23 protein-coding genes and 1 pseudogene are annotated in these 26,990 nt (G+C 72.0%); 15 read left to right on the top strand and 9 right to left on the bottom strand.

The window, feature by feature from the left end; all coding sequences use genetic code 11:
• Positions 1-4: 4 nt before the first annotated feature.
• The 7 genes from ACTWPP_RS22195 (at position 5) to ACTWPP_RS22165 (ending at position 9,557) form a co-directional block, all read left to right on the top strand.
• Positions 5-943 (top strand): VOC family protein, encoded by a 939-nt coding sequence (locus ACTWPP_RS22195; RefSeq protein WP_443106245.1) that lies wholly within the window; start codon positions 5-7, stop codon positions 941-943.
• The gene (locus tag ACTWPP_RS22190) at positions 934-2,022 is read left to right on the top strand and encodes an acyl-CoA dehydrogenase family protein (RefSeq protein ID WP_443106244.1); all 1,089 of its coding nucleotides are present in this window, start codon (positions 934-936) and stop codon (positions 2,020-2,022) included. Before ACTWPP_RS22195 ends, ACTWPP_RS22190 begins: the two co-directional genes overlap by 10 nt.
• A gap of 179 nt (positions 2,023-2,201) precedes the next feature.
• Complete coding sequence (locus tag ACTWPP_RS22185; protein WP_443106243.1) at positions 2,202-3,350, top strand: acyltransferase family protein; 1,149 nt, start codon at positions 2,202-2,204, stop codon at positions 3,348-3,350.
• Positions 3,351-3,510: 160 nt separating this feature from the next.
• Positions 3,511-4,947 carry a 2-C-methyl-D-erythritol 4-phosphate cytidylyltransferase gene (gene ispD / locus ACTWPP_RS22180; RefSeq protein ID WP_443106242.1) on the top strand — a complete coding sequence of 479 codons (1,437 nt, stop codon included), beginning with the start codon at positions 3,511-3,513 and terminating at the stop codon, positions 4,945-4,947.
• A gap of 95 nt (positions 4,948-5,042) precedes the next feature.
• A complete protein-coding gene (locus ACTWPP_RS22175) occupies positions 5,043-6,848 on the top strand; it encodes a CDP-glycerol glycerophosphotransferase family protein (protein WP_443106241.1) in 1,806 nt (601 codons plus the stop codon).
• 40 nt (positions 6,849-6,888) lie between these two features.
• Positions 6,889-8,931 carry a glycosyltransferase family 2 protein gene (locus tag ACTWPP_RS22170; protein ID WP_443106240.1) on the top strand — a complete coding sequence of 681 codons (2,043 nt, stop codon included), beginning with the start codon at positions 6,889-6,891 and terminating at the stop codon, positions 8,929-8,931.
• Positions 8,928-9,557: an acyltransferase gene (locus tag ACTWPP_RS22165; protein ID WP_443106239.1), complete on the top strand. Its 630-nt coding sequence runs from the start codon at positions 8,928-8,930 to the stop codon at positions 9,555-9,557. Before ACTWPP_RS22170 ends, ACTWPP_RS22165 begins: the two co-directional genes overlap by 4 nt.
• Here ACTWPP_RS22165 and ACTWPP_RS22160 read toward each other — a convergent pair.
• From ACTWPP_RS22160 to ACTWPP_RS22130, 7 genes are all read right to left on the bottom strand, one after another.
• Positions 9,482-11,104, bottom strand: a complete 1,623-nt coding sequence (locus tag ACTWPP_RS22160; RefSeq protein WP_443106238.1) for a glycosyltransferase family 4 protein — start codon at positions 11,102-11,104, stop codon at positions 9,482-9,484. The two genes, ACTWPP_RS22165 and ACTWPP_RS22160, sit on opposite strands and share 76 nt — an antisense overlap.
• Before the next feature lie 94 nt (positions 11,105-11,198).
• Positions 11,199-11,717, bottom strand: a complete 519-nt coding sequence (locus ACTWPP_RS22155) for a hypothetical protein (RefSeq protein WP_443106237.1) — start codon at positions 11,715-11,717, stop codon at positions 11,199-11,201.
• Entirely contained in the window at positions 11,714-12,943 is a 1,230-nt protein-coding gene (locus ACTWPP_RS22150) for a glycosyltransferase (protein ID WP_443106236.1), read from the bottom strand. Before ACTWPP_RS22150 ends, ACTWPP_RS22155 begins: the two co-directional genes overlap by 4 nt.
• Positions 12,940-14,253: a nucleotide sugar dehydrogenase gene (locus tag ACTWPP_RS22145; RefSeq protein ID WP_443106235.1), complete on the bottom strand. Its 1,314-nt coding sequence runs from the start codon at positions 14,251-14,253 to the stop codon at positions 12,940-12,942. The genes ACTWPP_RS22150 and ACTWPP_RS22145 overlap by 4 nt, the downstream gene beginning before the upstream one ends.
• Before the next feature lie 3 nt (positions 14,254-14,256).
• The gene (locus ACTWPP_RS22140; protein ID WP_443106234.1) at positions 14,257-15,867 is read right to left on the bottom strand and encodes a glycosyltransferase family 2 protein; all 1,611 of its coding nucleotides are present in this window, start codon (positions 15,865-15,867) and stop codon (positions 14,257-14,259) included.
• Positions 15,857-16,873 (bottom strand): Gfo/Idh/MocA family protein, encoded by a 1,017-nt coding sequence (locus tag ACTWPP_RS22135; RefSeq protein ID WP_443106233.1) that lies wholly within the window; start codon positions 16,871-16,873, stop codon positions 15,857-15,859. Before ACTWPP_RS22135 ends, ACTWPP_RS22140 begins: the two co-directional genes overlap by 11 nt.
• Positions 16,870-18,000 carry a DegT/DnrJ/EryC1/StrS family aminotransferase gene (locus ACTWPP_RS22130; RefSeq protein ID WP_443106232.1) on the bottom strand — a complete coding sequence of 377 codons (1,131 nt, stop codon included), beginning with the start codon at positions 17,998-18,000 and terminating at the stop codon, positions 16,870-16,872. Before ACTWPP_RS22130 ends, ACTWPP_RS22135 begins: the two co-directional genes overlap by 4 nt.
• Positions 18,001-18,293: 293 nt before the next feature.
• On the opposite strand from ACTWPP_RS22130, the gene ACTWPP_RS22125 reads away from it, so the two are divergent.
• From ACTWPP_RS22125 to ACTWPP_RS22100, 6 genes are all read left to right on the top strand, one after another.
• Complete coding sequence (locus ACTWPP_RS22125) at positions 18,294-19,487, top strand: sensor histidine kinase (RefSeq protein WP_443106231.1); 1,194 nt, start codon at positions 18,294-18,296, stop codon at positions 19,485-19,487.
• Between the two features lie 60 nt (positions 19,488-19,547).
• Positions 19,548-20,300, top strand: a complete 753-nt coding sequence (locus ACTWPP_RS22120; RefSeq protein WP_443106230.1) for a LytR/AlgR family response regulator transcription factor — start codon at positions 19,548-19,550, stop codon at positions 20,298-20,300.
• A gap of 128 nt (positions 20,301-20,428) precedes the next feature.
• Positions 20,429-20,860 (top strand): hypothetical protein, encoded by a 432-nt coding sequence (locus ACTWPP_RS22115; RefSeq protein ID WP_443106229.1) that lies wholly within the window; start codon positions 20,429-20,431, stop codon positions 20,858-20,860.
• Positions 20,857-22,584 (top strand): sodium/solute symporter, encoded by a 1,728-nt coding sequence (locus ACTWPP_RS22110; protein ID WP_443106228.1) that lies wholly within the window; start codon positions 20,857-20,859, stop codon positions 22,582-22,584. Before ACTWPP_RS22115 ends, ACTWPP_RS22110 begins: the two co-directional genes overlap by 4 nt.
• A 157-nt stretch (positions 22,585-22,741) precedes the next feature.
• A complete protein-coding gene (locus ACTWPP_RS22105) occupies positions 22,742-23,104 on the top strand; it encodes a DUF485 domain-containing protein (RefSeq protein ID WP_443106227.1) in 363 nt (120 codons plus the stop codon).
• The gene (locus ACTWPP_RS22100; protein WP_443106226.1) at positions 23,101-24,711 is read left to right on the top strand and encodes a solute symporter family protein; all 1,611 of its coding nucleotides are present in this window, start codon (positions 23,101-23,103) and stop codon (positions 24,709-24,711) included. The genes ACTWPP_RS22105 and ACTWPP_RS22100 overlap by 4 nt, the downstream gene beginning before the upstream one ends.
• On the opposite strand, the gene ACTWPP_RS22095 is transcribed toward ACTWPP_RS22100, so the two are convergent.
• Both ACTWPP_RS22095 and ACTWPP_RS22090 read right to left on the bottom strand, forming a co-directional pair.
• Positions 24,674-24,967: a hypothetical protein gene (locus ACTWPP_RS22095; RefSeq protein ID WP_443106225.1), complete on the bottom strand. Its 294-nt coding sequence runs from the start codon at positions 24,965-24,967 to the stop codon at positions 24,674-24,676. The two genes, ACTWPP_RS22100 and ACTWPP_RS22095, sit on opposite strands and share 38 nt — an antisense overlap.
• 19 nt (positions 24,968-24,986) lie before the next feature.
• Positions 24,987-25,301: a helix-turn-helix transcriptional regulator gene (locus ACTWPP_RS22090; RefSeq protein WP_443106224.1), complete on the bottom strand. Its 315-nt coding sequence runs from the start codon at positions 25,299-25,301 to the stop codon at positions 24,987-24,989.
• A gap of 53 nt (positions 25,302-25,354) precedes the next feature.
• Between ACTWPP_RS22090 and ACTWPP_RS22085 the strand changes: the two are divergent.
• Together ACTWPP_RS22085 and ACTWPP_RS22080 are read left to right on the top strand one after the other, a co-directional pair.
• Positions 25,355-25,531, top strand: a pseudogene (locus ACTWPP_RS22085) (glycoside hydrolase family 78 protein); the annotation flags it as partial.
• 30 nt (positions 25,532-25,561) lie between these two features.
• A complete protein-coding gene (locus tag ACTWPP_RS22080; protein ID WP_443106223.1) occupies positions 25,562-26,965 on the top strand; it encodes a family 78 glycoside hydrolase catalytic domain in 1,404 nt (467 codons plus the stop codon).
• The last annotated feature ends 25 nt before the right edge of the window (positions 26,966-26,990 follow it).

Raw genomic sequence — 26,990 nt, 5'->3', positions numbered from 1 at the left:
ACCCGTGCAGATCTACCGCATCGATCATGTCGCGCAGGTGGCGGCCGACCTCGACGCGCAGGTCGGGCTGCTGGAGGGGCTGTTCGGGTTCCGGCGGGTCCGGAGCTGGGACAACCCCGGTGAGGGCGTGCGCGGCGCCCGGCTGGAGATCCCCGGCAGCGGGGGGCAGGCGTGGGAGGTGGTGGCGCCCGCCGGCGACGGCTCCTCGCTGCAGACCTGGCTGGACGACCACGGCGGACGTCCCGGGCTGCACCACGTCGGAGCCGAGGTGCCCGATCTCGACGCCGTCCGCGCGGAGCTCGAGGGGCGCGGCGTGAAGCCGACCGACGGGCCGCGGGGGCGGTGGCTGGAGGCGTCGCTGAGCCCGCCCGAGCGCGGCCCCGGCGTCCTGTTCCGCCTGCGCGGCCCCGGCAGCCTGGACATGTGCGGCGACTCGGACGACTCCACCCCGGACGTCACCGAGTCGGACGCGCCGTCCCTCGGCATCGTGGCGCTCGACCACGTCTGCCAGGCGTTCCACGACCGCGACGAACTGGCCCGCTGGTACCACGACCTCGCCGGGTTCGTGCAGGTCTGGCGGACACCCGACGACGAGCATCCCGACATGGCCGACCTGGTGCTGAACATCCCCGGGTCGACGATCTGCTGGGAAGTGATCACCTCGCGGGGCGAGGACTCGTTCATCGAGCGGTTCCTGAACCGCAGTGGCCCCGCCGCGCACCACGTCACGTTCGAGGTCGCCGACTGGGACGCGGCGATGGCGGCCTGCGAGCACCACGGCACGCCCACGTTCGACGACAACGAGGGCAGCACCGACGGCGCGGCGTGGCGGGACACGTTCATCCATCCGAAGCACACCGGCGGCGTCCTGGTCCAGCTGTTCTGGGAGGAACGGCCGGGCGTGTGGGTCCGCTCCGACAAGATCCCGCCGCCATGGACCTGAGCCGCACCGAGGACCAGGAGCTGATCGCCGCCACCGCCCGCGAGCTTCTGGAGTCGCGGGCCGCGACCGCCGGGGCGCGGGCGATGGACGGCGACCCGGCCGGCTACTCCGCCGCGCTCTGGAAGGAGATGGTCGACCTCGGCTGGACGGGCCTGGCCTTCCCGGAGGAGCACGGCGGCGTCGGCGGCGAGTTCCTCGACGTCTGCCTGCTGTTCGAGCAGCTGGGATACGCGCAGGTCCCGAGCCCGCTGCTGGCGTCGGTGGCGTGCTGCGGCATGCCGGTCGCCCGGTTCGGCACGTCGGAGCAGAAGGAGCGGTGGCTGGGCGCCGTCTCGGGCGGCCAGGTCGTGACCGCCGCGCCCCTGCCCTGGGATCGTCCCGGGGACGGGCCGGTGGCCACGCGTGACGGCACGGACTTCGTCCTGAACGGCACCGCCACGTTCGTCCCGTATGCCGCTTCGTCCGAGCACATCCTCGTGGTGGCGCGGCTGGGCGGGGAGCCCGGCGCGTTCTGGGTGGACGCCTCGTCGCCGGGCGTGATGCTCCAGCCGCTGGGCACGGTCGGTGCGGACCGTCCCTGCCACGTCGAACTGTCGGACGTTCGCGTGCCGGCCGAATCCGCGCTGGACGCGGACGCCGCCGGGGCGATCTCCCTGTTCGGCGCGGCGGCCGCCTGCGCCGAGATGGTGGGTGCGGCGCAGCGCGTCCTGGACATGACGGTGGAGTACGCGACGGAACGGGAGCAGTTCGGCCGCCCGGTCGGGTCCTTCCAGGCGGTTCAGCACCACTGCGCCAACATGTCCATCGATGTGCTCGGTTCCCGGTTCATCGCCTACGAGGCCATCTGGCTGCTTTCGGTGAACCGGGACGCCGCGCAGGAGGTGTCGATGGCGAAGGCGTGGGTGAGCGAGGCGTACGAACGCGTGTGCGCGCTCGGCCACCAGGTGCACGGCGCGATCGGCTTCACCCGGGAGCACGACCTGCACCTGTTCTCCCAGCACGCCATGGCGGCGTCACTGGCCTTCGGCGACGGCGACCTTCATTTCGACGCCCTGGCCGACGACCTGGACCTCCCCTGACCGCCGGCCCGGCATCCTGATCCGCGGCCAAGGCGCCCGGCCGGATCGATTCCGGCCGGGCGTCCGCGCTGTCACCCGGTCACCACGGACTCATCGAGCGCCGGGGGTGGCCGACTCGGGGGAGTCTGGGGTGTGTGGGCCGGTATGCTCCATGGGCCCCTCCCAGAATCAGATTGCCCATGACACAGACACCAGAGGCATCCGTCGCCGGCGAAACGATGGTGGAGCGCTCCGCCGAGCGTCCGCCGGGGGCGCGGCAGACCCCGGGCGGCGCGGCTCCCCGGCGGCGCGACCCGCACCTGGACAACGCCAAGTACCTGGCGATCCTGCTGGTCGCCGCCGGGCACGGCGTGGCGAGCCTCAGGGACGTCCCGCTCGCCGCGGCGTTCTACAACTTCTTCTACATGTTCCACATGCCGGTGTTCGTCCTGATCAGCGGCTATCTCTCGAAGAGGTTCACGCTCACCGACGACAAGGTCGTCAAGCTCGTCGGCTCCACGCTCGCTCCGTACCTCATATTCCAGACCGCCTACAGCCTGTTCGCCTGGCAGGCCGGTGGCCGCGAGTTCCAGATCGACCTGCTGAACCCCTATTACGTGACCTGGTTCCTGCTGGCCCTGTTCGTCTGGCGGCTGCTCACCCCGGTGTGGAGGCGGCTGCGGTATCCCGTGGCGACGGCCGTGCTCATCAGCCTCCTCGTGTTCATGACGGACATCGGCAGCACTCTGGACCTGTACCGGATCCTGGGGCTGGTCCCGTTCTACGTGCTGGGGCTCACCCTCCGGCCCGAACTGCTGGACGTCGTCCGCCGGCCCGCGGTCCGCGTCCTGGGCGCCGTGACCCTCGCCGCAGGGTTCGCGATCGCCTACCTGACCTACGAACGCATGAACGTGCGCTGGGTTCGCTGGACCCACTCCAACGGCGACATGGGCGTCGACGAGCTCACCGGCACGGTGATGCGGCTGGCGCTGCTCCTCGCGGGCTTCGTGCTCATCGCCGCGTTCCTGGCCGTCGTTCCGTCCCGCCGCACCTGGTACAGCGACCTCGGCACCGTGACCCTGTACGGGTATTTGCTGCACGGGTTCCTCACCCGGCTCTTCACTTTCGGGAACTGGCACGAATCCGGCTGGTTCGACCACATCCCCGGCGTGCTGTCGATGGTGATCACGTGCTTCGTGGTCGTCACGCTGCTGAGCACGGCCCCGGTGCGCCGCGTGACCCGCTGGGCCGTCGAACCGAACATCGCGTCCTTGTTCACCCGGACGGTGACGGCCCCGCCGTCGGCCGCCCGCGGCACCGGGACGCCGGCAGCGGGCCGGAGATCCTAAGAGCCACTACATAAACCGATGGACGCGGTACAGTAATGCGGCAGTAATCTCCCGGTTTGGATCCGATGTCCTGAGTGCCCCGTGTCGCCCGCTGCGAGATCCGATCGGTGACTGCTCACCTTCCGTCAAGGTGGCCGTCCGGGCTGCCATGGAGAAAAGGATGGACGCGTTGGCCATGGCATCGCAGGGCGATCAGCGCACCGTCGCCGTCATCCTGGCGGGCGGCAGTGGGCAGCGGATGGGGCTCAGTACGCCCAAGCAGCTCCTCAAGATCGCCGGAAAGACGATCCTCGAGCACACGCTGAGCGTGTTCGAGGAAGCGCCGGACATCGACGAGATCATCGTCCTGATGAACCCCGGTTTCCTCCAGGACGCGGCGCACTGCGCGGAGAAGGCCGGCTGCAAGAAGGTCACCGCGGTCCTTCCCGGCGGCGTCTCTCGGAACGCGACAACGCAACTCGCCCTGGACGCGCTCGCCGACCACCCCGGCGAGACCACCAACGTGCTCATGCACGACGCCGTACGGCCCCTGCTGTCGAAGCGGATCATCCGCGACTGCGTGGCCGCGCTCCGCGAGCACCAGGCCGTGGACGTCGCCATCCCGTCCGCCGACACCATCATCCAGGTCGACGGGGACGTGATCGTCGACGTGCCGCCCCGGGGGAGCCTGCGCCGCGGGCAGACCCCGCAGGGCTTCCGGCTCGCCGTCATCCGCGCCGCCTACGAGAACGCGTGGCGGGACGAGAACTTCGAGGCGACCGACGACTGCTCGGTGGTGCTGCGGTACCTGCCCGGCACGCCGATCCACGTCGTCCCCGGTGACGAGCACAACATGAAGGTCACCGAGCCGGTCGACATGTTCATCGCGGACAAGCTGTTCCAGCTCGCCCCGACGGACACGCCGACCCTCACCGAGGACCAGTTCGCCGAGGCGCTCGCCGGGAAGACGATGGTCGTGTTCGGCGCCAGCCAGGGCATCGGCGCCACCGTCGCCGAGCTCGCCCAGGGCTTCGGCGCCCGGGTCTTCGGCTACAGCCGGGGAACCACCCGCACGCACGTGGAGCGGCCCGACGACGTCGCCGCCGCACTGGCCCAGTCGTACTCGGCGACCGGACGCGTCGACTACGTCGTCAACACCGCGGGCGTGCTGCGGATCGGCCGGCTCGACGCGATCGAACCCGACGCGATCGAGGAGGCGCTGCGGATCAACTACCTCGCGCCGATCCACATCGCCCGCGCGGCGTTCCCCTACCTGGCGAAGAGCGGCGGCCAGCTGCTGCTGTACACGTCCAGTTCCTACACCCGCGGACGCGCCGACTACAGCCTGTACTCGTCCGCGAAGGCGGCGACGGTCAACCTGACCCAGGCCCTGGCGGACGAGTGGTCGGCCGACGGGGCGCGGATCAACTGCATCAACCCTGAGCGGACGAGCACCCCGATGCGGACGGCGGCGTTCGGGCAGGAGCCCCCGCACACGCTGCTGAGCGCCGACCAGGTGGCCCGGACGTCGCTGAGCGTGCTGCTCTCCGACCTCACCGGGCAGGTCATCGACGTACGCCGCGAAGACCCCCTCGCCGCCGGCGGCATGTCCGGCTGACCCCCCAGCGCACCCGTCGGCCCGCGGGTGCCGGTCCCCCTTTGCCCTCACACTTGTCGCCCTCAAGGGCCGCGTTGATCAGATGGAGGTTCGCCGTGCGGCGACTGGTCTCCCCGTACCTGAAGCTCATGCGCTTCTCAACGGTGTCGCTCCTGCCCATCACGCTCGTGCTGCTGCTCGTGACGGCCGTGGCGGGATCCCCCGGCTGGTTCCTCGGTGCGGCGATCGCCTGCTACCTGGCCGAACCGGCCGTCCAGTGGCTGATGCCGGACGCCGCCAGGGTGCTGCGCTGGGGCCAGATGGGCGTGGGAGCGCGGATGCTGGTCCGCCAGGCCGCCTTCGTGGTGCTGCTCGTCCAGGCCGGTGACGTCGGCGACGCGACGATCGTCACCGCCGCCATCGGGTTCTTCGTCCTCGACTGGGTGCGCACCGCGGTGCTGTCGGGGTCGGTCGCGCTCCGCCGGGTCAACAAGATCCCCTTCGTCACCCGGAACCTGGGGCGGGGCGAACCGGCGTTCCCCAAGGCCGCGCCCGCCTGGCAGACGCGGCTGGTCGATCTGCTCGAAAGCCGGTCCGACCTCCTGCCGGTCCTGCTCGGTGCCGCCGGGTTGCTGGCCGGCGTCCCCGCGCTGCTGATCGCCGGGCTGCTCGTCACGGCGGCCGGCCTGGTGGCCGCCCAGGCCGGGCAGGCCGTGGGGCTGCGCCGGATGCGCTTCCTGCGGGACGACGACCGCGTGGGCCGCGATGTGCAGCGGCGGGTGAACGCCTACAAGCCCGAGGTCCTCCTGTACTTCACCGGAACGGCCGTGAACGCGTACCAGGGCAACATGTGGCTGGAGACGCTGGAGCGGCTCGACCGCAGAGCGATCGTCCTGGTCCGCTCACCGGAGGCCGTGGAGGCGCTCGCCGCCACGCGGCTGCCGATCGTCTGCATCACGCGGGCCGAGAGCGTCATGAACTTCGACTGGTCGAGCGTGCGGGTGGCGCTTTACACCGGCAACACCGGCAAGAATCTCCACATGCTCCGTGAGCCCGACATCAAGCACGTGTTCATCGGCCACGGGGACAGCGACAAGGACTCGAGCTCCAACCCGGTGAGCAAGGTCTTCGACGAGGTGTGGGTGGCCGGTCCGGCCGGCCGTGACCGCTACCGCAACTCCGAGGCGGGGGTGCGGGACGAGGCCATCGTCGAGGTGGGACGCCCCCAGCTCGCCGGCGTCGCCAAGGGACCCTCCGGGAACCGGGTGCCGACCCTCCTGTACGCCCCGACCTGGGAGGGCTGGGACGGCGACCACAGCTACAGCTCGCTGCTCCCGATGGGCGAGAAGATCATTGGCACGCTCCTGGGGCAGGGATCCCGGTTCGAGGTCATCTACCGGCCGCACCCGTACACGGGGACGCGGCTGGCGTCCGCGGGCGCGGCGCACCAGCGGATCATCGGGATGATCGAGCAGGCCAACCAGAGCGGCGGCTCGCACCGCGTCGTCACCGGCGCGGAGGCGTCCCTGCACGAGTGCTTCAACCAGTCGGACGTGCTCATCACCGACATCTCCAGCGTGATCTCCGACTACACGCCCAGTCTCAAGCCGTACGTGGTCACGAACCCCGGGGGGATGGACGAGGCCGTCTTCCGCTCCGAGTTCCCGTCGGCGTCGGCCGCGTACCTGCTGGGCCCGGCCTGCACCGAGCTGCCGGACATCCTCGCCGTCGCGGCGACGCCCGGCCGGGACCCGCTGGCCGAGGAGCGGCACAAGCTCAGGGACTACCTGCTGGGCCCCGAGGAGCCGGACGCGATGACGCGGTTCGCCGCCGCCGTCGACGCGCTCGCCGAGGCCGGCCCCCGCGCCACCCTGTACGGTCTCGCCGGGTCCGCGGTCACGGCGACCGCGGAGCCCGCTTAGAGTGTTCCTCGAATCCCCGGATCACGACATTTGAGGGAGCATGACGGAACACCCCGGCACGGACTGCCTGGTCAGCGTTATCGTGCCGGTCTACAACTGCCGCGAGACGCTGGGGCGGGCGCTGGAGTCGGCGCTCGCCCAGACGCTGCCCGCCGAGCGGGTCGAGATCATCGCCGTCGACGACGGCTCGACCGACGGCGGCGCGGAGCTGCTGGACGAGCTGGCCCGCGCCCACGACCGGCTGGTCGTCGTCCACCAGCCCAACTCCGGAGGCGCGGGCGCGCCGCGCAACCGGGGCCTGGATCGGGCGTCCGGGCGGTTCGTGTTCTTCCTGGACGCCGATGACCGGCTGGGCCCCGAGGCGCTGGAGCGGATGACGGCGATGGCCGAGCGCAACGGCACCGACATCGTGCTCGGCAAGCAGGTGGGGACGGGCGGGCGCCGGGTGCCCAAGGTCTTCGACCGCACCATCGAACGCACCCATGTCCTCGACCCGGACTGCGACCTGTTCCCCCGGATGTCGATGGCGGCGCTCCAGCTGTTCCGCCGGTCGCTGATCGACCGCGCCGGGCTGCGCTTCACCGAGGGCATGCTCTCCCACGAGGACCAGCTCTTCACCGCCGGCGCCTACCTGCACGCCGGCGGCGTGTCGGTCCTCGCCGACTACGACTGCTACTACTGGGACGCCAGGGCGGACGGGACGAGCACCACCCAGGTCGGCGGCGCACCGACCGCGGACGTGCACGCGATCGCCGCCCAGGCGATGGCGCTGGTCGCCGAGCACACCGAACCCGGCGAGATCCGCGAGCGGCTCCACCATCGGTATCTGCAGCTGGAGGTGTTCGGGCGGCTCGAACAGCTCTACCTGGACTCCTCCGAAGACGAACGCAAAATCACCTTCGTCGGGTGCCGGGAACTGCTGGACACCTGGCTCACCCCCGGCCTGCTGGCCCGCTACAGCCCGCTGCGCCGGGTACTCGCACATTGCCTGCGGCACGGTCTCGATGCGGAGCTGGAGGAGCTCCTGCGGTTCCATCGGGGCGGGGAACGCCCCGGCGTCCTCCTGGAGGATGGGCGCGCCTTCGCCCGGTATCCGTTCTTCCGGGACGAGGCCACGGGCATCCCCGACACGTGCTTCGAGACATCTCCGGTTCTCCGGCCCGCCCTGACCGGGGCCGCGTGGGAACGGTCCGGACTGGTGGTCAGCGGAACGGTCATGATCCGCGGCGTGCACCAGGGGCGGCCCGGCGTCCATCTGGTGCTGGAGAACGACGAGGGTGTCCGCCGACGGTTCGAATGCGCGACGGGCCCCGGTGGCCCTGACGACGAGGGGCGGGTGACGTCCTTCACCGCGGCGTTCCCGCCGGCGCCCGCCTCCTGGGCGGGCGGCCGATGGGCGATGAGCGTGGAGGCGGTCCTCGAAGGGCACGTCCTCACCGCGCCGCTGACCAAGCCGCGGGGCATGGCCGTCCCGCGCGCCGTGCTCGTCGGAGACGGGGGCCGTCGGCGTCTCGTCCGGCCGCTGCCGCTGCGGGGACGCGGGCGACTCAGCCTTGAGGTGGGCGGCGGCCTCAGCCCCGCCGACCTGCGAAACGTCGAGGTCGGCTGGGGACCCGGCCGGCGGCTTCGGGTGACGGGCGAACCGCCGCCCGTCCTGGCGTCCGGTCCGCCGCCGAGCATGAGCGTGCTGCTCCAGCCTCCCGGGGACGGCGGCACCGTGCTCCGAGCGCCGCTCGTGAACGACCCCGACCTGCGGACGCGCCACCACGCCGACGTCTCGCTCGCCGGTGCCCGGCCCGGTCGCTGGCGGGCGTCGTTCGAGATCGAGGGGGTGGGCGAGCCGGCCCGGATCCGCATCCCGGAGGGCGCCGGTGTCCTCGGACCGGAAACCGCGTCTGTTCTGCCGCCGCGCCGCATGTACGTCCGGCTCGACCGTAACCCGCTGACCGTGCATGTCACGGTTCCGCTGGCGGCGCGGCTGCGGTGGGCGCGGCGGAGCCTGGCGGCCCGCTTCGGCGCGGCGCCCGAAACCGATCAGCAGCCGCCCGAAACCGCTCAACATAGGAAGAAAGGCAGCGAATGAGTCACCGGATCACGCCGAGCGCCCAGGTCGACCCGAGCGCCGAACTCGGCGAGGGCACCACGGTCTGGGATCTCGCCCAAGTCCGTGAGGACGCCCGGCTCGGCGCGGGCTGCATCGTGGGCCGCGGCGCCTACGTCGGCGCGGGCGTGCGGATCGGCGACAACGTCAAGCTGCAGAACCACGCCCTCGTCTACGAGCCCGCCGTGCTGGAGGACGGCGTGTTCGTCGGCCCCGCCGTCGTCCTCACCAACGACCGGGAGCCCCGCTCGGTGGACCCGGACGGGAAGCTGAAACGCGGCGGCGACTGGGAGGCCGTCGGCGTGCACGTCGCCGAGGGCGCGTCCCTCGGCGCCCGCAGCGTGTGCGTCGCTCCGGTGCGGGTCGGCCGCTGGGCGATGGTCGCCGCGGGCGCGGTCGTGACCCGCGACGTCCCCGACTTCGCGCTGGTCGCCGGTGTCCCCGCCCGCCGGATCGGCTGGGTCGGCCGGGCGGGGGCACGCCTCACCCCGCGTCCGGACGGCGTCTGGGAGTGCCCGCGGACGGGGGAGGCCTACACCGAGGTCCCCGCCGCGGACGGGACGGACGCGACGGTCCTCGCGGAGTCTGCGGGCATCAGCCGGCCGTAGACCCCGTCGAGGACCTCCGCCTGCGCTTCCCAGGTCCATTCGCGAAGCAGTTCCGGACGGCTGTCGTACACGCCGCGGTACCGGTCCGGGTCGGTGAGCACCGCCTCGACGGCCCGGACGTAGTCGGCGGCGTCGTCGGCGCGGAACACCTCGCCCTGCCCTGTGGCCTCGACCATCTCGCCCATCGCCTTCACGTCGCTGACGATGATCGGCAGCCTGGCGTGGGAGTACTCGAAGAACTTGGTGATCAGCGCGATTTCGTGGTTGGGCCAGTGGTGGATCGGGATGACCCCGAAGTCGGCCGCAGACAGGAACTCCACGACCTGGTCGAACGGCACGTATCCCAGCGCGGTCACGCGGTCGGCGACGCCGAGTTCGGCGGCGCGGGCGAGCAGGTTCTGGACGTACTCCGACTTCGGCTTGGACACCACGAGCGCGACGTGCAGGTCGGGCAGCTTCGGCAGTGTCTCGACCATCACGTCCAGCCCGCGCTGCGCCGCGGCGGCGCCGCTGTAGACGGCGAGCGGAGTCTCCGGGCCGATGCCGCACAGTTCGCGCAGGCTGGGCACGGGCTCGGCTCCGCCCGGCGCGGATTCGGCTCCGCCTGCCGCGGATTCGGCTCCGCCCGCGACCGGCTCGGTGACCGGGGTGTTGAGGACGACCGTGGGCCGCTTCCGCAGGCCGTGCCGTTCGACCAGCAGGTCGCCGAGCGCCTCCGACACCGTCAGCACTTCGTCGGCCACCCCGGAATACTCCCGCTCGTGCGCGCACATCGCGGGCAGCCAGCGCGGTCCCGCGCGCCACGGGCTGATGCCGGGCAGGAACTCGTGGGCGTCCCACACCAGCTTGACGTCTCTGCCCTGGGCGCGAGCCCGTCGCGCGGCGCGGGCGCCGACACCGAGCATGCGGAAGTCGTTGGCGTGGATGATGTCGGGCCGCACCTTGTCGATCACCTTCCCGTAGGCGATCTCCCAGTCCCACAGGGTTCGGTCGAGTACCCGCCAGCATCGGTCGCCGAGGAGCTTCTGCCAGAAGCGGATGGCGAGCTTTTCGAGCGGCGAGTTCAGGTTCTGCCGAGCCTTGGTCAGGGACTCGGTCTGACGTTCACGCAGCGCGACCCAGCGATCCTGGAGCTTCGCGGTCGCCCGCCGGACCATCAGCCAGATGGCGCGCGGCGACGACGCGCCGGCCGTGAGGGTGAGGCGCCCGGCGGCGAGATCGGCACGCCGGGCCTGGACGAGCCCGCGGCGGTATTCGGCGATGTGCTCGTCCGAGTATGCGAGCGGGCGCCGAAGCTGGGCGCGGAGCACGCGCCGGGGGGCGCTCAGCGTCATCGGGACGGGTATGAGGCGCACGTGTGCATTGCCGAGCATCCAGGAACGCGATTTCCTCCCGGGTGCGCGGCCGATGAGGTGCACCTCCCAGCCCGCCGCCGCGGCCGAGTGCGCCGCCTTCTGCACCCGGGAGTCCGCCGTGACCCCGTTGTCGACGATCATGACGATCCGGCCCCGCGACCCTGTTGGGCCGGATCCGTCTTCGATCTGCATTCGTTTCTCCTCCACCGCTCCTCCCGGAGCATCCAGTTTCGCGAAGTTCAGTGGGTCGGACGGCGCTCGTACGGCCGGGCGCCCCCCGCAGTACCTAGTCGGGGCCTGCGGGGACGTAGAACGCCACATTGAGGCGGCGCCCCGGGCCCTTGACCGCCAGCTCCGCGGCCGGCGCGAGGGACAGCGGGTCCGCGACCACGACCAGGTCCGGGGACCCACCGGCCAGGACGGCCCGGCGCACGACCCGGGAGCGGACCGCATCGGGGTCGCGACGGTAGATCCGCGCCAGCCTCCGGTCGACGGGACGCGCGACGTGCCGCCGGAACGCCCTGTCGAGCCGTTCACCCCGTCCGCGCAGCGGCCCCGGCGCACACACGCGGCAAAGCAGACCGGGGACGCGGAAAAGCAGGAGCGTGACCGCAGCCGGACGGTAGCGCCGCTCCAGCATCTGCAGTTCGAGGACGTCGACACCGTCCGGGAGCGGGTCCTTCACCCAGCTCGCCGGCCGGTCGAGCAGGACGGTCGCGGTGCCGCCCCCGGCGACCACACGCCCCGACTCGGCGACCACCGCTGCGCGGCGGGTGGCCCCGAGCGCCAGGAACACGACGTTCACGCCCGCCTCCCGTCGGCCGGTCCGGCGGCCCTTGGGAACCAGTACCGGTGGTGCGCCTCGGCGACCGTCCGGTATCCGTAGCGTTCGTCGAGGACGCGGCGGGCCTTCGCGAGGTCGAGACCGTCCGGGAAGCGCGTGCACAGCCGCCGGTATCCGGCGACGATCGTCTCCGGGGCATCGTCCACGTCGATCATCTGCCCGGCGGCGTCCTCCACACCGGCCAGGGTGGTCTCCGGGCCGCCGCAGCGGGTGACCAGCACCGGTAGCCCAGCGGCCACGGCTTCGACGATCGAAACGCCGAACGTCTCCCCCCGGGACGGATGGACGAGCAGGTCGTGGTCCCGCATCCGGCGCAGAGTCTCGTCCGGTGGGAGGGCCCCGGCGGTGGTCATGGCGCCGTCGATTCCGAGGGCGGCGGCGCGGCGGTTCAGCCGGTCGGCGAGGTTGCCTTCGCCGACCAGTGTCAGCGTCAATGCCGGGTCGTCGGCCAGGCACTTGGCGAACGCCTCCAGCAGGAGGTCGACACCCTTGTGCTCGGTGAGATTGCCCACGTACAGCCATCGGCGCAGCTCCGTGACGGGACGCGGCCGGGGCAGATCGAAGGACACCGGGTTCGGGATCAGCTCGATCTTGCCCGCGTGCTGGGGGAAGGTCTCGGCCAGCGTGTCCCGTACCGTCTCGCCGACCGCGAAGAAACCGGCGCAACGGGCGAGAACCTGCTCGTACATCTCCCGTGAATCGGGTTGCTCCAGCAGCATGGCGAGGTACGAGGCGTGCTCGGTGACGAACACGCGCGCGCCGGACCGGGCGTTCTCGAGCGCCGTCCAGCCGCCGCGCAGACCGACGTGCGCGTGCACGACCGGCGCCGGTATCGGCTTCCCTCCGAGCGCCTCGCGGAGCCAGTCCGCATGGTGGCGGGCCCGCTCGGCGAAGCTGCCCCCGGTGAGGACGGGATCGGGTACCGGGACACGCCACAGTTCGGCCCCGCCGACGGTGGGTTCCGGCCGGAAGGCGCGTGGCAGGAGCAGACGGTGCGCGTCGGCCGCCGCCGCGAGGCCGGTCGCGTCCGGCACCCGCCAGGCGTCGGTGTGATAGACGGTGACCGTGTCGCACGCCGGGGCCGTGGCCTCGACCATGGCCTGGACGAAGATTCCCGCGAAGGCTCGGCCCGCGGTCGGATACCACGGGGTGACGACGGCGACACGGCGGCCGGCGGGTTCGCTCACCGAGCCGTCCCGCGGGCCTGCTCGGCGGCGCCGCCGATGACGACGTGTTCCACGCCGGTCCAGCGGGCCGGGTCGGTGACGCGGCGGCCGTCGACGACGGCCTTGACGCCCGGCAGGTCGTCCGGCCCCAGGTCGCGGTACGCGGCGTGGTCGGCCTGCACGATCGCGGCGGTCACCGGTTCGCTCCGGTGCGGCGGCAGGCCGAGGGCCTCCAGTTCCTCCTCCGTGTACATCGGGTCGGACACGTACGGGACGGCTCCGCGTCTCCGCAGCGCCTCGACCGTGGGGAAGACGCCGGAGAACGCCGTCTCCTTGACGCCGCCCCGGTACGACGCGCCGAGGACCAGGACCTCCGCGCCGGTCAGGTCGCCGTAGGCGCCGGCGAGGAGGCCGACGGCGTACTCGGGCATCGCGGTGTTGGCGTCCCGGGCGGCGCTGACGACGGTCGCGTGCGGGTCGTTCCACAGGTACATCCGCGGATACACGGGGATGCAGTGGCCGCCGACGGCGATGCCCGGCCGGTGGATGTGGCTGTACGGCTGGGTGTTGCAGGCCTCGATCACCTTGGTGACGTCCACCCCGACGGTGTCGGCGTAGCGGGCGAACTGGTTGGCGAGGCCGATGTTGACGTCGCGGTAGGTGGTCTCGGCGAGCTTGGCGAGTTCGGCGGCCTCCGCGGACCCGAGGTCCCACACCCCGTTGGGACGGGTCAGGTCCGGCCGGTCGTCGAAGTCGAGGACCTGCTCGTAGAACTCCACGCCGCGCACGCCGGACGCGTCGTCGATGCCGCCGACGAGCTTGGGGTAGCGCCGCAGGTCGGCGAACACCCGGCCGGTCAGCACGCGTTCCGGGCTGAACACCAGGTGGAAGCCGGTGCCGGCGGTCAGGCCGGACCCCTCCTCCAGCATCGGGGCCCAGCGGCCCCGGGTGGTGCCGACCGGGAGCGTCGTCTCGTAGCCGACCAGCGTCCCCGGGCGCAGCCCCGCCGCGATCGACCGGGTCGCCGCGTCCATCCAGCCGAAGTCGGGGGTGCCCGCCTCGTCCACGAACAGCGGGACGACCACGACGACGGCCTCCGACTCGGCGACGGCCGCCGTCGTGTCCGTCGTCGCCGTCAGCAGCCCGGCCCGCACCGCCTCGCCGAGGTGGGCGCCGAGGTCGGCCTCGCCGGGGAACGGCTCGCGGCCGGCGTTCACGTCGGCGACGACGCGTTCGTCCACGTCGGCGCCGATCACCCGGTGGCCCTTGCGGGCGAACTGGACCGCCAGCGGGAGACCGATCTTCCCGAGCGCGACCACGCAGATCCGCATGTGCTAACTACCTCCAAGGGACGTCGCGCGCCGGACCTTGCGTGCCACGGCCCGGGCCGGACGCACCGGGCGCGTCTCGATCACCGTGCCGGGTTTGTCGGCACGGCCGACCGACAGCCGGTGGGGCCTGGCGCGGTGCCAGACCAGTTCGCCGCGCGGCCCGGACAGGTCGGCCGGCACGGGGATGTCGTGCGTCCGCCCGGACGCCTCGACGGCCATCCGCAGGGTGTGCCTGGTCTTGGCCGGGCCGACGAGCAGCGCCAGGGGGACCCGGACGGTGAAGGTCAGCCCCTCCTCGCCGGCGGCCCGGTCGACGGCGTTCAGTTCCACGCGCTGCTCGGCGCCGCGCCTGGCGAGGGTGAAGCGGACGGTCGCCGGGTCCTCGGCGCCGGGGCCGGTGAGGGGCGTCCGGACGGTGACCTCCAGATCGCCCCCGGCGTACCGCGCGCCGACCGCCCGGACCTCGTCCAGCAGCCGCCCCCGCAGCCCCTTCGTGATCTCGTACAGGTCGTCCGGCAGGTCCGCGCCGGGATCCTCGAAGCCCTGGTAGGCGTAGTAGGCGCGCCCCTTCTTGAGCGCGATGGGGTACTTCCTCCCGTCCGCGTCCGCCCGGATGGCGTCGCACAGCCGGTCGATCTCACCGTGCTGCGCCAGGCGCAGCCGGACACGGCGCCGGATCGGCAGCAGCGCCAGGACCTCGTCGGACACGTGCCGCTCAACGAGGGCGCCGACGCGTGCGCACACGTCGCGCCGCGCGTCGTCGTCGAGCTGGAGCAGCCCCTCGCGGAGCGGCTTCGTCAGTTCCCACTTGGCGTGCCGATGGGTGATCCTGTCCCGGCGCGGTCCCGGCTCCAGCAGTCCGGCGACGAAATCGAGGAGCCGCTCGGCGCACTCCAGCCGGGCGTGGATGTCCACGGTGCCCTGGGTGATGTTGCCGTCGTCGTCGCGGAGCATCGCGTAGTAGCAGGTGTAGTCGGCCAGCACCGAGATCCGCCGGGCGCGGACGCACGCCTCGATGGTGAAGGGCTGGTCGCTGCCGATCCGCATGTCCTCCGGGAAACGCAGCTTGTGCCGTTCCACCAGGTCGCGGCGGAACAACTTGCAGTTGGACAGCAGCCAGGGGAGCGGGGAGTCGTACAGGTCGACGTCGGGGCGGTTCTCGGTGAACAGTTCCTGCCGTATCTCCCGCCCGTTGAGGCCCTCCATCCTGCCGACGAGGACGTCCGAACCCCACTCGTCGGCCGCCGCCACCATCCGCTCCAGCGCCTCGGGGCCGAGGTGGTCGTCGGCGCCGACGAAGTAGACGTAGCGGCCGGACGCCACGTCCAGGGCCCGGTTGCTGGGGCCGGCGGGACCGCCCGAGTTCGGCTGCCGCAGCACCGTGACGACGTCCGGGTGCTCCTCGGCGAACCGGTCCAGTTCGGCTCCGCTGCCGTCGGTGGAGCCGTCGTCGACCGCGACGACCTCCATGCGGTCGCGGCCGATGCTCTGCCCCACCAGCGAGTCCAGGCAGGTGGTGAGGTACGGCATCGTGTTGTAGACGGCGACGACGACGCTGACGTCCGGTTCGCGCGTGTCGGACGGCCCGGGCGTCCCAGATGTCCTAGAGGGCACCGAGCGCCTCCGGAGCCTTGAGCGTGACCGTCTCGCCGAGCTTCGCCGACTCCAGGACGGCGGCGGAGACCTCGACCGTCCGCAGGCCCTGCCGCAGCGTCACGATGTCGCCGCCGCCCGCGAGGAACGCGTCGCGGAACCGCTCGTGCTCGACCAGCAGCGGTTCCCGCTTCGGAATCGCGTACCGGATCATGTCGCCCTCGGAGACGCCGCGGAACGTCCGCAGCACCTCCCATTCGGTGCTCACCTCACCGTTGGCGTAGAACGTGAGGTCGGCCGTGAGCGTGTCGGCGACGAAGCAGCCGCGCAGCCCGGTGACGACGGTGGTGCGCTCCTTGAGCGGGCTCAGCCAGTTCACCAGGTGATTGACCATGGAGCCGTCGGACAGGCGCCCGACGGCCGCGACCATGTCCTCGTGGGGACGTCCGCTGCGCGCCACCGTGTGCGCGCAGACCGACACGTAGTCCTGGCCGGTCACCCACGCGGTCAGGTCGATGTCGTGCGTGGCGAGGTCCTTGACGACGCCGACGTCGGAGATCCGGTGCGGGAACGGCCCCTGACGGCGGGTGACGACCTGGAACACCTCGCCCAGCTCACCGGCCTCCAGCCGGGTCCGCATGCTCTGCAGCGCCGGGTTGTAGCGTTCGATGTGGCCGACGCCGGCGACCAGCCCGCGCGACTCGAACGCCGCCACCAGCCGCTCGGCCGCCTCCACCGAGTCCGCGAGCGGCTTTTCGATCAGCGCGCCGACTCCGGCCTCGGCCAGTGCCAGCCCGACCTCCTCGTGCAGCGCCGTCGGGCAGGCCACCACGGCGTAGTCGACGCCGAGCGCCAGCAGGTCCGGCAGCGTCTCCAGCAGCAGGGCGCCGTGGGGCGCGCTGTCCGGCTGCCCCGCCGGGTCGACGACCCCGACGAGGTCGACGCCGTCGAGCCCGGACAGGACCCGTGCGTGGTTGCGTCCCATGACGCCGAGCCCGATCAGGCCCACGCGCAGCGGGGCGCTCACTTCGCGTCTCCGGCCGCGGCGGTCTCGCCGGCGGCGTCGTTGACGGCCTCGGCGACGCGTGCCAGATCGTCCTCGGTGAGCGAGGGGTGCACCGGCAGGGACAGCACCTCCGCCGCCGCCCGCTCCGTCTCGGGCAGGTCCCACCGTGGATCCGGCCGCCCGTCCTTCAGATAGGGCTTGAGCCGGTGGACGGGCGTCGGGTAGTAGACGGCGCTGCCGACCCGCCGCTCGTCCAGGTTCCGCTGGACGGCGTCGCGGTCGCCGGGCAGGCGGACGGTGTACTGGTGGTAGACGTGCCGGGCGCCGGACGCGACCGGCGGGGTGACCGCGGCGGTGATCTTCGCGTCCAGGAACCCGGCGTTCGCGCGGCGCCGATCGGTCCAGCCGGGCAGCCGCTTGAGCTGCTCGCGCCCGATGGCCGCGGCGACGTCGGTGAGCCGCAGGTTGGCGCCGACGACCTCGTTGGCGTAACGCTGCTCCATGCCCTGGTTGCGCAGCAGCCGCATCGTCCGGGCCGTCTCCGCGTCGGCGGTGGTGATCATGCCGCCTTCGAGGGCGTGCATGTTCTTGGTCGGATAGAAGCTGAAGCAGCCCGCCGTTCCCAGGGCGCCCGCCGGGATGTCGTTCAGGGCCGCGCCGTGCGCCTGGCAGGCGTCCTCGACGACGGCGAGCCCGTGCCGTTCCGCGAGGGGCCCGATGCGGTCCATCGCGGCGGGGTGGCCGTAGAGGTGCACCGGCATGACGGCCGCCGTTCGCGGTCCGATCGCCGCGGCGACGGCGTCCGGGTCGACGCAGAACGAGCCGGGGTCGATGTCGGCGAAGACGGGTTCGGCGCCGGTGAGGCGGACGGCGTTGGCCGTGGCCGCGAAGGTGAACGAGGGGACGACGACCTCGTCGCCGGGCCCGATCCCCAGCGCCCACAGGCTCAGGTGCAGCGCCGACGTCCCGGAGTTGACCGCGACGCAATGGCGTCCCGCCACGAGCGCGGAGAACTCCTCCTCGAACGCGGCGACCTCCGGTCCCTGGACGACGCGACCGCTGCGCAGCACGCGCACCGCGGCCTCGATCTCCTCTTCCCCGATCACCGGACTCGCCGCGGGGATGGGGCCTTCCGGTTCCACGGGCATGCACAGGCTCCTTACGGCAGGGGACGGTGTCGGCCTCGTGGCTTCCTTGCGGGGCGGGAAACGACACACGACTACACGCGTACGAACAGGGGAAGACTCGCCCGACGGACGGATTCTAGCCAAATTGGACGGTGATGAGGACGTTCGCCGTCCATTCCCTCCCATGGGGTGAGACGCCGGGTCGGAAGCGTCCCCGGACGAGGTGGCGCCCGGCGGGCGGGTCCGCGGATGCGCCGCCCGCCGGCTAAGTGATCAACGTCACATACGAGGGCGCGTCGGCGTAGGTTTGCGGGATGAACGTGGTCATCGCCGTTGTCGCGACGCTTCTGGTGACGTGGATTCCGGCGCTGGTGTGGTGGCGGCGGCAGGGGCGCGGGGGTGACCTGGGCGGGCCCGCGCGGCGGGCGACGTTCGAGACGCTGCACACCGCGTCCCGGGCCGCGCCCGCGTTCCGGGCCGGGCTGACCGAACAGGGCGCGCAGAAGGCCGCGCGGCAGCTGCGGGCGCTGCTGGACTGCGCCGCGCTGGCGATCACCGACGGGGAGCGGCTGCTGGCCTGGGACGGGGAACACGAGCACCACGCGGAGGAGGGCCCCAAGCACGCCGAGATCACGCTGGGCAACGGGCGCACCGAGGTGCACGACGTGACCTGCGACCGGCTGGACTGCCCGATCCGGCGGGTCGTGGTGGTGCCGCTCGCCACCGACGACCGCGTGGTCGGGACGCTCGCCGCGTACGGCGAGGACATCCCCGCCGGGCTGATCCGCGCCGCCGAGGAGGTGGCCCAGTGGGTGGACGCACAGCTCGAACTGGCCGAACTCGACCACTCGCGGACGCTGCTGATGGAGGCGGAGATGCGGGCGCTGCGGGCGCAGATCTCGCCGCACTTCATCTACAACTCGCTGACGACCATCGCCTCGTTCGTCCGGTCCGACCCCGAGCGGGCCCGGGAACTGCTGCTGGAGTTCGCCGGGTTCACCCGCTACTCGTTCCGGCGGCACGGCGACTTCACCACGCTCGCCGAGGAGCTGCGCTCCATCGACCGGTACCTGCTGCTGCAGCGCGCCCGGTTCGGGGAGCAGCTGCGGGTGACGCTGCGGATCGCGCCCGAGGTGCTGCCGGTCGCCGTGCCGTTCCTGTGCCTGCAGCCGCTCGTGGAGAACGCCGTCCGGCACGGGCTGCAGGACAGGTCCGAGCCGGGCCTCATCACGATCGTCGCCGAGGACGCCGGGTCCGACTGCGTGATCAGCGTGGAGGACGACGGGATCGGCATGGACCCCGACGACGTCCGGCGGCTGCTGGCGGGCGAGGTGCGCCCGCCGACCGACGACGGCGACGCGGCCGGGATCGGGCTCGCCAACGTCGACGACCGGCTGAGGCAGGTGTACGGCGACGAGTACGGGCTCGCCGTGGAGACCGGGCCGGGCGCCGGGACGAAGGTGACCGTGCGCGTCCCCAAGTACAGGCCCGGTGTGACCGCGTCCTGAGCTCTTGACTCTCGGGCGTGCATTGACTGGAATGTCCGTGCTACGTGGAAGGACGGTGTTGTGGGCCTACGTGTCCTGGCCGTGGACGACGAGGCGCCCGCGCTGGACGACCTCGTCCACCTGCTGAGCGCCCACCCGCGGATCGGCGAGATCCACACCGCCCGGGACGGCGCCGCGGCGCTCCGCAAGCTCGACCGGGCCCTCGCGGACGGGCGGCCGATCGCCGCGGTCTTCCTCGACATCCGGATGCCCGGCCTGGACGGCACCGTGCTCGGCCGGGTGCTGGCCCAGTTCGCCCGCGCGCCGCAGATCGTCTTCGTCACCGCCTACGAGGGCCACGCCGTCGACGCGTTCGAGATCAAGGCGACGGACTACATCCTCAAGCCCGTCCGGCCCGAGCGGCTGAACGAGGCCATCAGGCGCGTGACCGAGGCCGTCGACGACCCCGACGACGACGAGGCGGACCCGGCCGAGCCGGAGCCGATGCCCGTCGAGCTGGGCGGCGTGACCCGGTTCGTCACCCCCGCCGAGGTGCTGTACGTCGAGGCGCAGGGCGACTACGCGCGGCTGCACACGTCCGCCGGAAGCCACCTGGTGCGCATCCCGCTGGCGGCGCTGAGCGAACGCTGGACCGGCGCCGGGTTCGTCCGCGTGCACCGCAGCCACCTCGTCGCGCTGTCGGCGATCAAGGAGCTGAGGCTGGACTCGGGGCGCTGCACCGTCCTCGTCGGCGGCACGGAGCTGCCGGTGAGCCGCAGGCACGTGCGCGAGCTGCGCGACCTGCTCGTGCGCAGGGCGAGGCGGTCCCCCTGAGGCCCGGCGAGCCCGCCCCCGGCGAGCCGCCCCCCACCGGTCCGAGCCCCGGCGGGTCGGGTCCGGGCGGGCCGAGCTCCGGCGGGTCGGGTGAGCGGTCGTCCGGGATCGCGCCCGGCCGGGTCCGGGTGACCGGGCCGCGGACCCGCACCGTCCGCCGGCCCCGCTACCCCGTCACCCGGGAGATCGACGAGCAGACCGGACTCGGCGAGGCGTACATGCGCTCGCTGCTGCGCACCCAGCTCCGGCTCGCGCTCGGGCTGTGCCTGGTGCTGGCCGCCGTGGTGATCGGGCTGCCGCTGCTGTTCGCCCTGGCCCCCGAAGTGCGCGAGCAGCGACTGCTCGGCCTGCCGCTGCCGTGGGTGCTGCTCGGCGGGCTGATCTACCCGTGGTTCGTCGGCTGCGGCTGGTGGTACGTCCGGCAGGCCGAACGCAACGAGGACGACTTCGCCGAGCTGGTCGACCGGACCCCGGCCCTCAGCGACGTTCTCGCGTCCGGTGACGTGCCGGCCTCCGGCGACGTGCCCGCGTCCCGTGACGCGTCCGCCGACCGGCCATGAACGCCGCCTACGGACTCGCCGGGGTCCTGCTGGTCGTCGTCGCCACCATCCTCATCGGCGTCCTCGGACGCATCTCCCGCACCACCTCCGACTTCTACGTGGCGTCCCGCACGGTCACGCCGCTGCGCAACGCGTCCGCGATCGGCGGTGAATACCTGTCGGCCGCGTCGTTCCTCGGCATCGCCGGGCTGATCCTCGCCCACGGCGCCGACATGCTGTGGCTCCCCGTCGGCTGGACGGGCGGCTACCTCGTCCTGCTCGTCCTGGTGTCGGCGCCGCTGCGCCGCTCCGGCGCGTACACGCTGCCCGACTTCGCCGAGGCGCGGCTGGAGTCCATGTCGGTGCGCCGCGTCGCCAGCATCCTCGTCGTGCTGATCAGCTGGCTGTACCTGCTGCCCCAGTTCCAGAGCGCCGGGCTGGTGCTGCGGACGGTGACGGGCGCGCCGGTGTGGACGGGCGGCGCCCTCATCGCCGTCGTCGTCGCCGTCAACGTGCTCGTCGGCGGCATGCGCAGCGTCACCCTCGTCCAGGCGTTCCAGTACTGGATGAAGCTCACCGCGCTCGCCGTCCCGCTGATCTTCCTGCTGCTGGCCTGGCGGTACGACGGCGCCCCCGGCCTGTCGTCGGACGCGCCGCCGCGGTTCGCCGACCGCACCACCGTCTCCGTCGGCCTGGCCGTCACCGTGGACGTCACCGCCCCCGTGCGGGTCATCGTGGACGGGCGCGTGGACGGGCGGCCCCACGACGCGGCCCCGCTCACCCTGAACCCTGGCACGCATCACATCGCGCAGAACACGTCCGTCACCTTCCCCGCCGGCGCCGACGTGCCCCACGTGACCGGCAGGCCCGCCACCACCGACCACGAGTGGGCGATGCCGCTGGACGGCCGATCCCATTCCCTCTACGCCACGTACTCGCTGATCCTCGCCACGTTCCTCGGGACTATGGGGCTCCCGCACGTCCTCGTGCGCTTCTATACCAACCCCGACGGGCGGGCCGCGCGCCGCACGACCGTGATGGTGCTGTCCCTGCTCGGCGCCTTCTACCTGCTCCCCACCGTGTACGGCGCGCTCGGACGCCTGTACACCCCCGAACTGCTGATGACGGGACGCGCCGACGCCGTCGTCCTCACCCTCCCCGGGCGGCTCATCGGCGGGGTCGGCGGCGACCTCCTCGGCGCGCTGGTGACCGGCGGCGCCGTCGCGGCGTTCCTGTCCACCTCGTCCGGGATCACCGTGTCCGTCGCCGGGGTCATCGCGCAGGACATCCTGCGGGGCGGGGTGCGGTCGTTCCGCGTCGGCACGCTGCTCGCCCTCGTCGTCCCCCTCACACTGGCGATCACGGCCCGCTCGCTCCCCGTCGCCGACGTCGTCGGGCTGGCGTTCGCCGTCGCCGCGTCCACGTTCTGCCCGCTGCTGGTCCTCGGCGTCTGGTGGCGGCGGCTGACCGTGCCGGGCGCGCTCGCCGGCCTCATCGTCGGCGGCGCGCTCGCCGGCACCGCGGTGATCGTGACGATCGCGGCGGGGCCGCCGGGCGGGTTCATCGGCGCGCTGCTCGCCGAACCCGCCGCCTGGACGGTCCCCATCGCGTTCGCCACCATGATCGTCGTGTCGTGGTGCACGCCGGGACGGGTACCGCCCGGCGTCGCGCGGATGATGGTGCGCCTGCACACTCCGGAGTCGCTCGCCGTCGACCGTGGAACGTGGCGACCCAAACGGGTGTGACCGTTCATCGCGTCAAACGAACCGCTCATCGACGGACCTCGCAGACCGGCGACGATGAACGGCAGCTGACCGCAGCCCCGCGCCCGCCCCCTCGATCGTCCCCGGCCCCGTCCATACCGTGGCGCGTGACCGGCGTCACTAAAGAGGAGGGGCGGTCGTGTCCGTCGATAAGAACGCCTCCGGCACCGTGTATGAACGGTTCCAGAGCACCGCGGAGTTCCAAGATCTCCGTCGCAGATTCCGCAGATTCGCGTTTCCCATGACCGTGGCATTCCTCAGCTGGTATCTGCTCTACGTCGTGCTGTCGGGATGGGCGCGCGGCTTCATGGGCACCGAACTGTTCGGCTCCATCAACGTCGCGCTCGTGTTCGGCCTGCTGCAGTTCGTATCGACGTTCGGCATCGCGTGGCTGTACTCGCGGCACGCCGGACGCAACCTCGATCCCGCCGCCAGCAAGATCCGCGGCGACATCGAGGCGGAGGAAGCGCGCAACGCTGGAACCGCGGAGGACGGCCGATGAGCAACGAAACCCTGTCGATCCTCCTGTTCATCACCTTCGTGGCCGCCACGCTGGCGATCACCGTGTGGGCGAGCCGCAACACCAAGAACGCCACGGACTTCTACGCCGGCGGCCGCTCCTTCTCCGGCCCGCAGAACGGCCTCGCCATCGGCGGCGACTACATGTCCGCCGCGTCCTTCCTGGGCATCGCCGGGCTGATCGCCCTCTACGGCTATGACGGCTTCCTGTACTCCATCGGGTTCCTGGTCGCCTGGCTCGTCGCGCTGCTGCTCGTCGCCGAACTGCTGCGCAACTCGGGCCGGTTCACGATGGCGGACGTGCTGGCGTTCCGGATGAGCCCGCGTCCCGTCCGCACCGCCGCCGGCGTCTCCACCATCACCGTGTCGATCTTCTACCTGCTGGCGCAGATGGTCGGCGCGGGCGCCCTGGTCGCCCTGCTGTTCGGCTTCACCAGCGAATTCGCCAAGGGCGCCACGATCGCGATGGTCGGCATCCTGATGATCGTGTACGTGGTGTTCGGCGGAATGAAGGGCACCACCTGGGTGCAGATCGTCAAGGCCGTGCTGCTGATGACCGGCGCCGCCCTGGTCACGCTGCTGGTGCTGACCGAGTTCGGCTTCAACCTGTCGAGCCTGCTGAACGACGCCGCCGAGCAGAGCGGCAAGGGCGGCGCGTTCCTGGAGCCCGGGCTGCGCTACGGCACCGAAGAGGAAGGACTGTCCGGCAAGCTCGACCTGATCAGCCTCGGCCTGGCCCTCGTCCTCGGCACCGCCGGGCTGCCGCACATCCTGATCCGCTTCTACACCGTCCCGACATCCCGCGACGCCCGCAAGTCCGTGATGTGGGGCATCGGCCTCATCGGCACCTTCTATCTGTTCACCCTCGTCCTCGGCTTCGGCGCCGCCGCCCTCGTCGGCAGCGAGGAGATCGCCGCGGTCAACCCGGCCGGCAACACCGCCGCACCCCAGCTCGCCGAACGCATCGGTGAGATCATCTTCGGGGACGCGGGGGGCACGGTCCTCCTCGCGGTCATCGCGGCCGTCGCGTTCGCCACCATCCTGGCGGTCGTGGCCGGCTTGACCCTGGCGTCGTCCTCGTCGTTCGCCCACGACCTGTACGCCCACGTGTTCCGCAAGGGCAAGGCCACCGAGCGGGAAGAGGTCCGCGTCGCTCGCATCTCCGCCTTCGTGATCGGCGCCGTCGCGATCGTGCTCGGCATCTTCGCCCAGCGCCTCAACGTGGCGTTCCTCGTCGCGCTGGCCTTCGCGGTCGCCGCGTCCGGCAACCTGCCCGCGCTCCTCTACAGCCTGTTCTGGAAGCGGTTCAACACCCAGGGCGCCGTCTCCGCCATCTACGGCGGCCTCGGCTCGGCGATCTTCCTGGTCGCCTTCTCCCCGGTCGTCTCCGGTTCCGAGAAGGCCCTGTTCACCGACTCCGACTGGAGCTGGTTCCCGCTGAGCAACCCGGGGATCATCTCCATCCCGTTCGGCTTCCTGTGCGGTCTGATCGGCACCGTCCTCAGTAAGGAGTTCAACGCGGCCAAGTACGCCGAGATCGAGGTCCGTTCCCTCACCGGTGCGGGCGCCGAAGTGGCGACGAAGCACTGAGACCCGCCGCGCGGGCGACCGTCGCCCGGTCCCGCGCGGCCCGCGGCCCCGCCCCCCGCCCCGGGGCGGGGCCGCCCCCATTCCGCGTGCGTACGAGCCCGCGGCCGGCGCCCGTGGTCACGCCGTGCAGGACGTGGGCCGGTATTTTCCGCGCCCCGGACCACTCGGGGTCGGGACGGTTGAAGTAGGACGGGCCGGCGTCCAGCACCCAGACCTCGTCGTTCTGGACGGCGGGCAGGAGCGACACGATGCGCATGCCCTCCGATCCTCCCGGGTCAAATGCGGACGGTGTTGTGGGTGAAACGGTGGCGGTAGGTGGAGGCGGGAAGGCCGTAATGGGCCTTGAATCGGCGGGCGAAATAGTTCTGGTCCGCCCATCCGACCGCCTGGCCGATATGCGTGATCGACTGGTCGGTGTGGAGGAGGAGCGCGGCCGCTTTTTCCACGCGGAGCCGTGCTAGGTAGGTCATTGGCGGCAGGCCGGTCGCCGTTTTGAAAAGGCGGACCAGGTAGCCGGGCGTCAGATGGAGTTGGTCGGCCAGTTCCGTCAGCGTCCACCGGTGGGCCGGGCGGGCCTCCAGGAGGCGCATCGCCTGGACGACGGCGGGATGCGTCGGGCTGGTGGCGCGTTGCGCTCAGCGATGCCGACCTGGAGACGGGCCGCTGCGTCTGGGACACCGGCCGGCGAACCTCGGCCGACACCCTGCTGGTCCCGTACGACGGCCCCCCGCTGCAGTCGTCCACGCGCTACCACTGGGGCGTCACCGTCTGGGACGGCGAAGGCAAGGAGACACACCGAGCCGACTCCTGGTTCGAGACGGGGCTGCTCCACGCCGACGACTGGCGGGCCGTGTGGATCGCCCGGGACCCCACCTCGGCGCCGGTGATGGAGCCGCCCCGCGACGATGACCGCACTGAGCGCACCCGCCATCTGCTTCCGTGCTCCCACCTGCGGAAACCGTTCGTCCTGGACGGCCGGCGGCCCGTGCGCGCCAGGGCGTACGTGAGTGCGCGCGGCCTGTACGAGCTTCGGCTGAACGGCCACCGCGTCGGCGACGTGGAACTCGCGCCCGGCTGGACGGAGTACGACAGGCGCGTCCAGTACCAGACCTACGACGTCGGCCATCTTCTGAACGCGGACGAGAACGTCGTGGGCGCCGTCCTCGCCGACGGGTGGTGGAGCGGCTTCGTCGGGTTCGACGCACGCCACCAGGCGACGCACTACGGCGACGCGCCCCAGCTGATCGTCCAGCTGCTGCTGGACTTCCCCGACGGGTCGCGCCGCTGGGTGCTGTCGGACGGCGGCTGGCATGAGCACGCCGGGCCCATCAGGTACTCGGACATGCTCATGGGCGAGTACGTCGATGCCCGCGAAGAACTGCCCGGCTGGGACCGCCCCGGCTACGACGACGCCGGGTGGACGCCCGTCGCCGTCGCCGACACCTCCACCGGCGTCCTCGAAGCGGCCGCCGACCAGCCGGTCCGCGTCCTGGAGGAACTGCCGGCGCGGTCGGTGCGGCGGCGTGGCGACGACCGGTTCATCGTCGACCTCGGGCAGAACATGGTCGGCCGCGTGCGGCTGACCGTCCGGGGAGCCGAGCGCGGCCGGCGGATCCGGCTGCGGCACGCCGAGATGCTCACCGGCGACGAGCTCTACCTGGACAACCTGCGCACCGCCGAGGCCACGGACGTCTACATCGCGTCGGGCGAGCCCGTGGAGACCTTCGAGCCCCGGTTCACGTTCCACGGGTTCCGCTACGTCGAGGTGACCGGCTACCCCGGAGACCTGCGGCCGGAGGACGTCACCGGCCGCGTCCTGCACAGCGACATCCCGTGGACCGGCGAGTTCGAATGCTCGGACGCCACGGTGACGCAGTTGCAGTCGAACATCCGGTGGGGGCAGCGCGGAAACTTCGTCTCCATCCCCACCGACTGCCCGCAGCGGGACGAGCGGCTCGGCTGGCTCGCGGACGCCCAGGTGTTCCTCCCGACGGCGTGCCGCAACGCCGACGTGGGCGCGTTCTTCGCCCGCTGGATGCGTGACGTCGTCGACGCGCAGCACCCCGACGGCGCGTTCCCCGACGTCGTCCCCGAGCTGTGCCTCGACCGCGAGGGCGCCCCCGCCTGGGGCGACGGCGGAGTGATCATCCCCTGGCAGCTGTACCGGGTGTACGGGGACCGCCGCGTCCTCGAACGGTCCTACCCGGCGATGAAGGCGTGGGTCGATCACGTCCACCGGAACAATCTACCGTGACATCTGCGCGGCACTACTAGCGTGG

This window comes from Actinomadura sp. 3N407 (assembly GCF_052245875.1).
Lineage (GTDB): Bacteria > Actinomycetota > Actinomycetes > Streptosporangiales > Streptosporangiaceae > Spirillospora.
Note: the sequence above shows the minus strand (reverse complement) of the source record. Positions and strands in the feature narration are given on the sequence as shown.

What these genes read in the sequence shown, in the direction of transcription:
- ACTWPP_RS22110 (WP_443106228.1), top strand. Translation starts at nt 20,857, where the DNA reads ATGAACGCCGCCTACGGACTCGCCGGGGTCCTGCTGGTCGTCGTCGCC.
- ispD (WP_443106242.1), top strand. Translation starts at nt 3,511, where the DNA reads ATGGACGCGTTGGCCATGGCATCGCAGGGCGATCAGCGCACCGTCGCC.
- ACTWPP_RS22170 (WP_443106240.1), top strand. Translation starts at nt 6,889, where the DNA reads ATGACGGAACACCCCGGCACGGACTGCCTGGTCAGCGTTATCGTGCCG.
- ACTWPP_RS22145 (WP_443106235.1), bottom strand. Translation starts at nt 14,253, where the DNA reads ATGCGGATCTGCGTGGTCGCGCTCGGGAAGATCGGTCTCCCGCTGGCG.
- ACTWPP_RS22095 (WP_443106225.1), bottom strand. Translation starts at nt 24,967, where the DNA reads ATGCGCATCGTGTCGCTCCTGCCCGCCGTCCAGAACGACGAGGTCTGG.
- ACTWPP_RS22185 (WP_443106243.1), top strand. Translation starts at nt 2,202, where the DNA reads ATGACACAGACACCAGAGGCATCCGTCGCCGGCGAAACGATGGTGGAG.
- ACTWPP_RS22090 (WP_443106224.1), bottom strand. Translation starts at nt 25,301, where the DNA reads ATGCGCCTCCTGGAGGCCCGCCCGGCCCACCGGTGGACGCTGACGGAA.
- ACTWPP_RS22130 (WP_443106232.1), bottom strand. Translation starts at nt 18,000, where the DNA reads ATGCCCGTGGAACCGGAAGGCCCCATCCCCGCGGCGAGTCCGGTGATC.
- ACTWPP_RS22165 (WP_443106239.1), top strand. Translation starts at nt 8,928, where the DNA reads ATGAGTCACCGGATCACGCCGAGCGCCCAGGTCGACCCGAGCGCCGAA.
- ACTWPP_RS22100 (WP_443106226.1), top strand. Translation starts at nt 23,101, where the DNA reads ATGAGCAACGAAACCCTGTCGATCCTCCTGTTCATCACCTTCGTGGCC.
- ACTWPP_RS22190 (WP_443106244.1), top strand. Translation starts at nt 934, where the DNA reads ATGGACCTGAGCCGCACCGAGGACCAGGAGCTGATCGCCGCCACCGCC.
- ACTWPP_RS22125 (WP_443106231.1), top strand. Translation starts at nt 18,294, where the DNA reads ATGAACGTGGTCATCGCCGTTGTCGCGACGCTTCTGGTGACGTGGATT.
- ACTWPP_RS22160 (WP_443106238.1), bottom strand. Translation starts at nt 11,104, where the DNA reads ATGCAGATCGAAGACGGATCCGGCCCAACAGGGTCGCGGGGCCGGATC.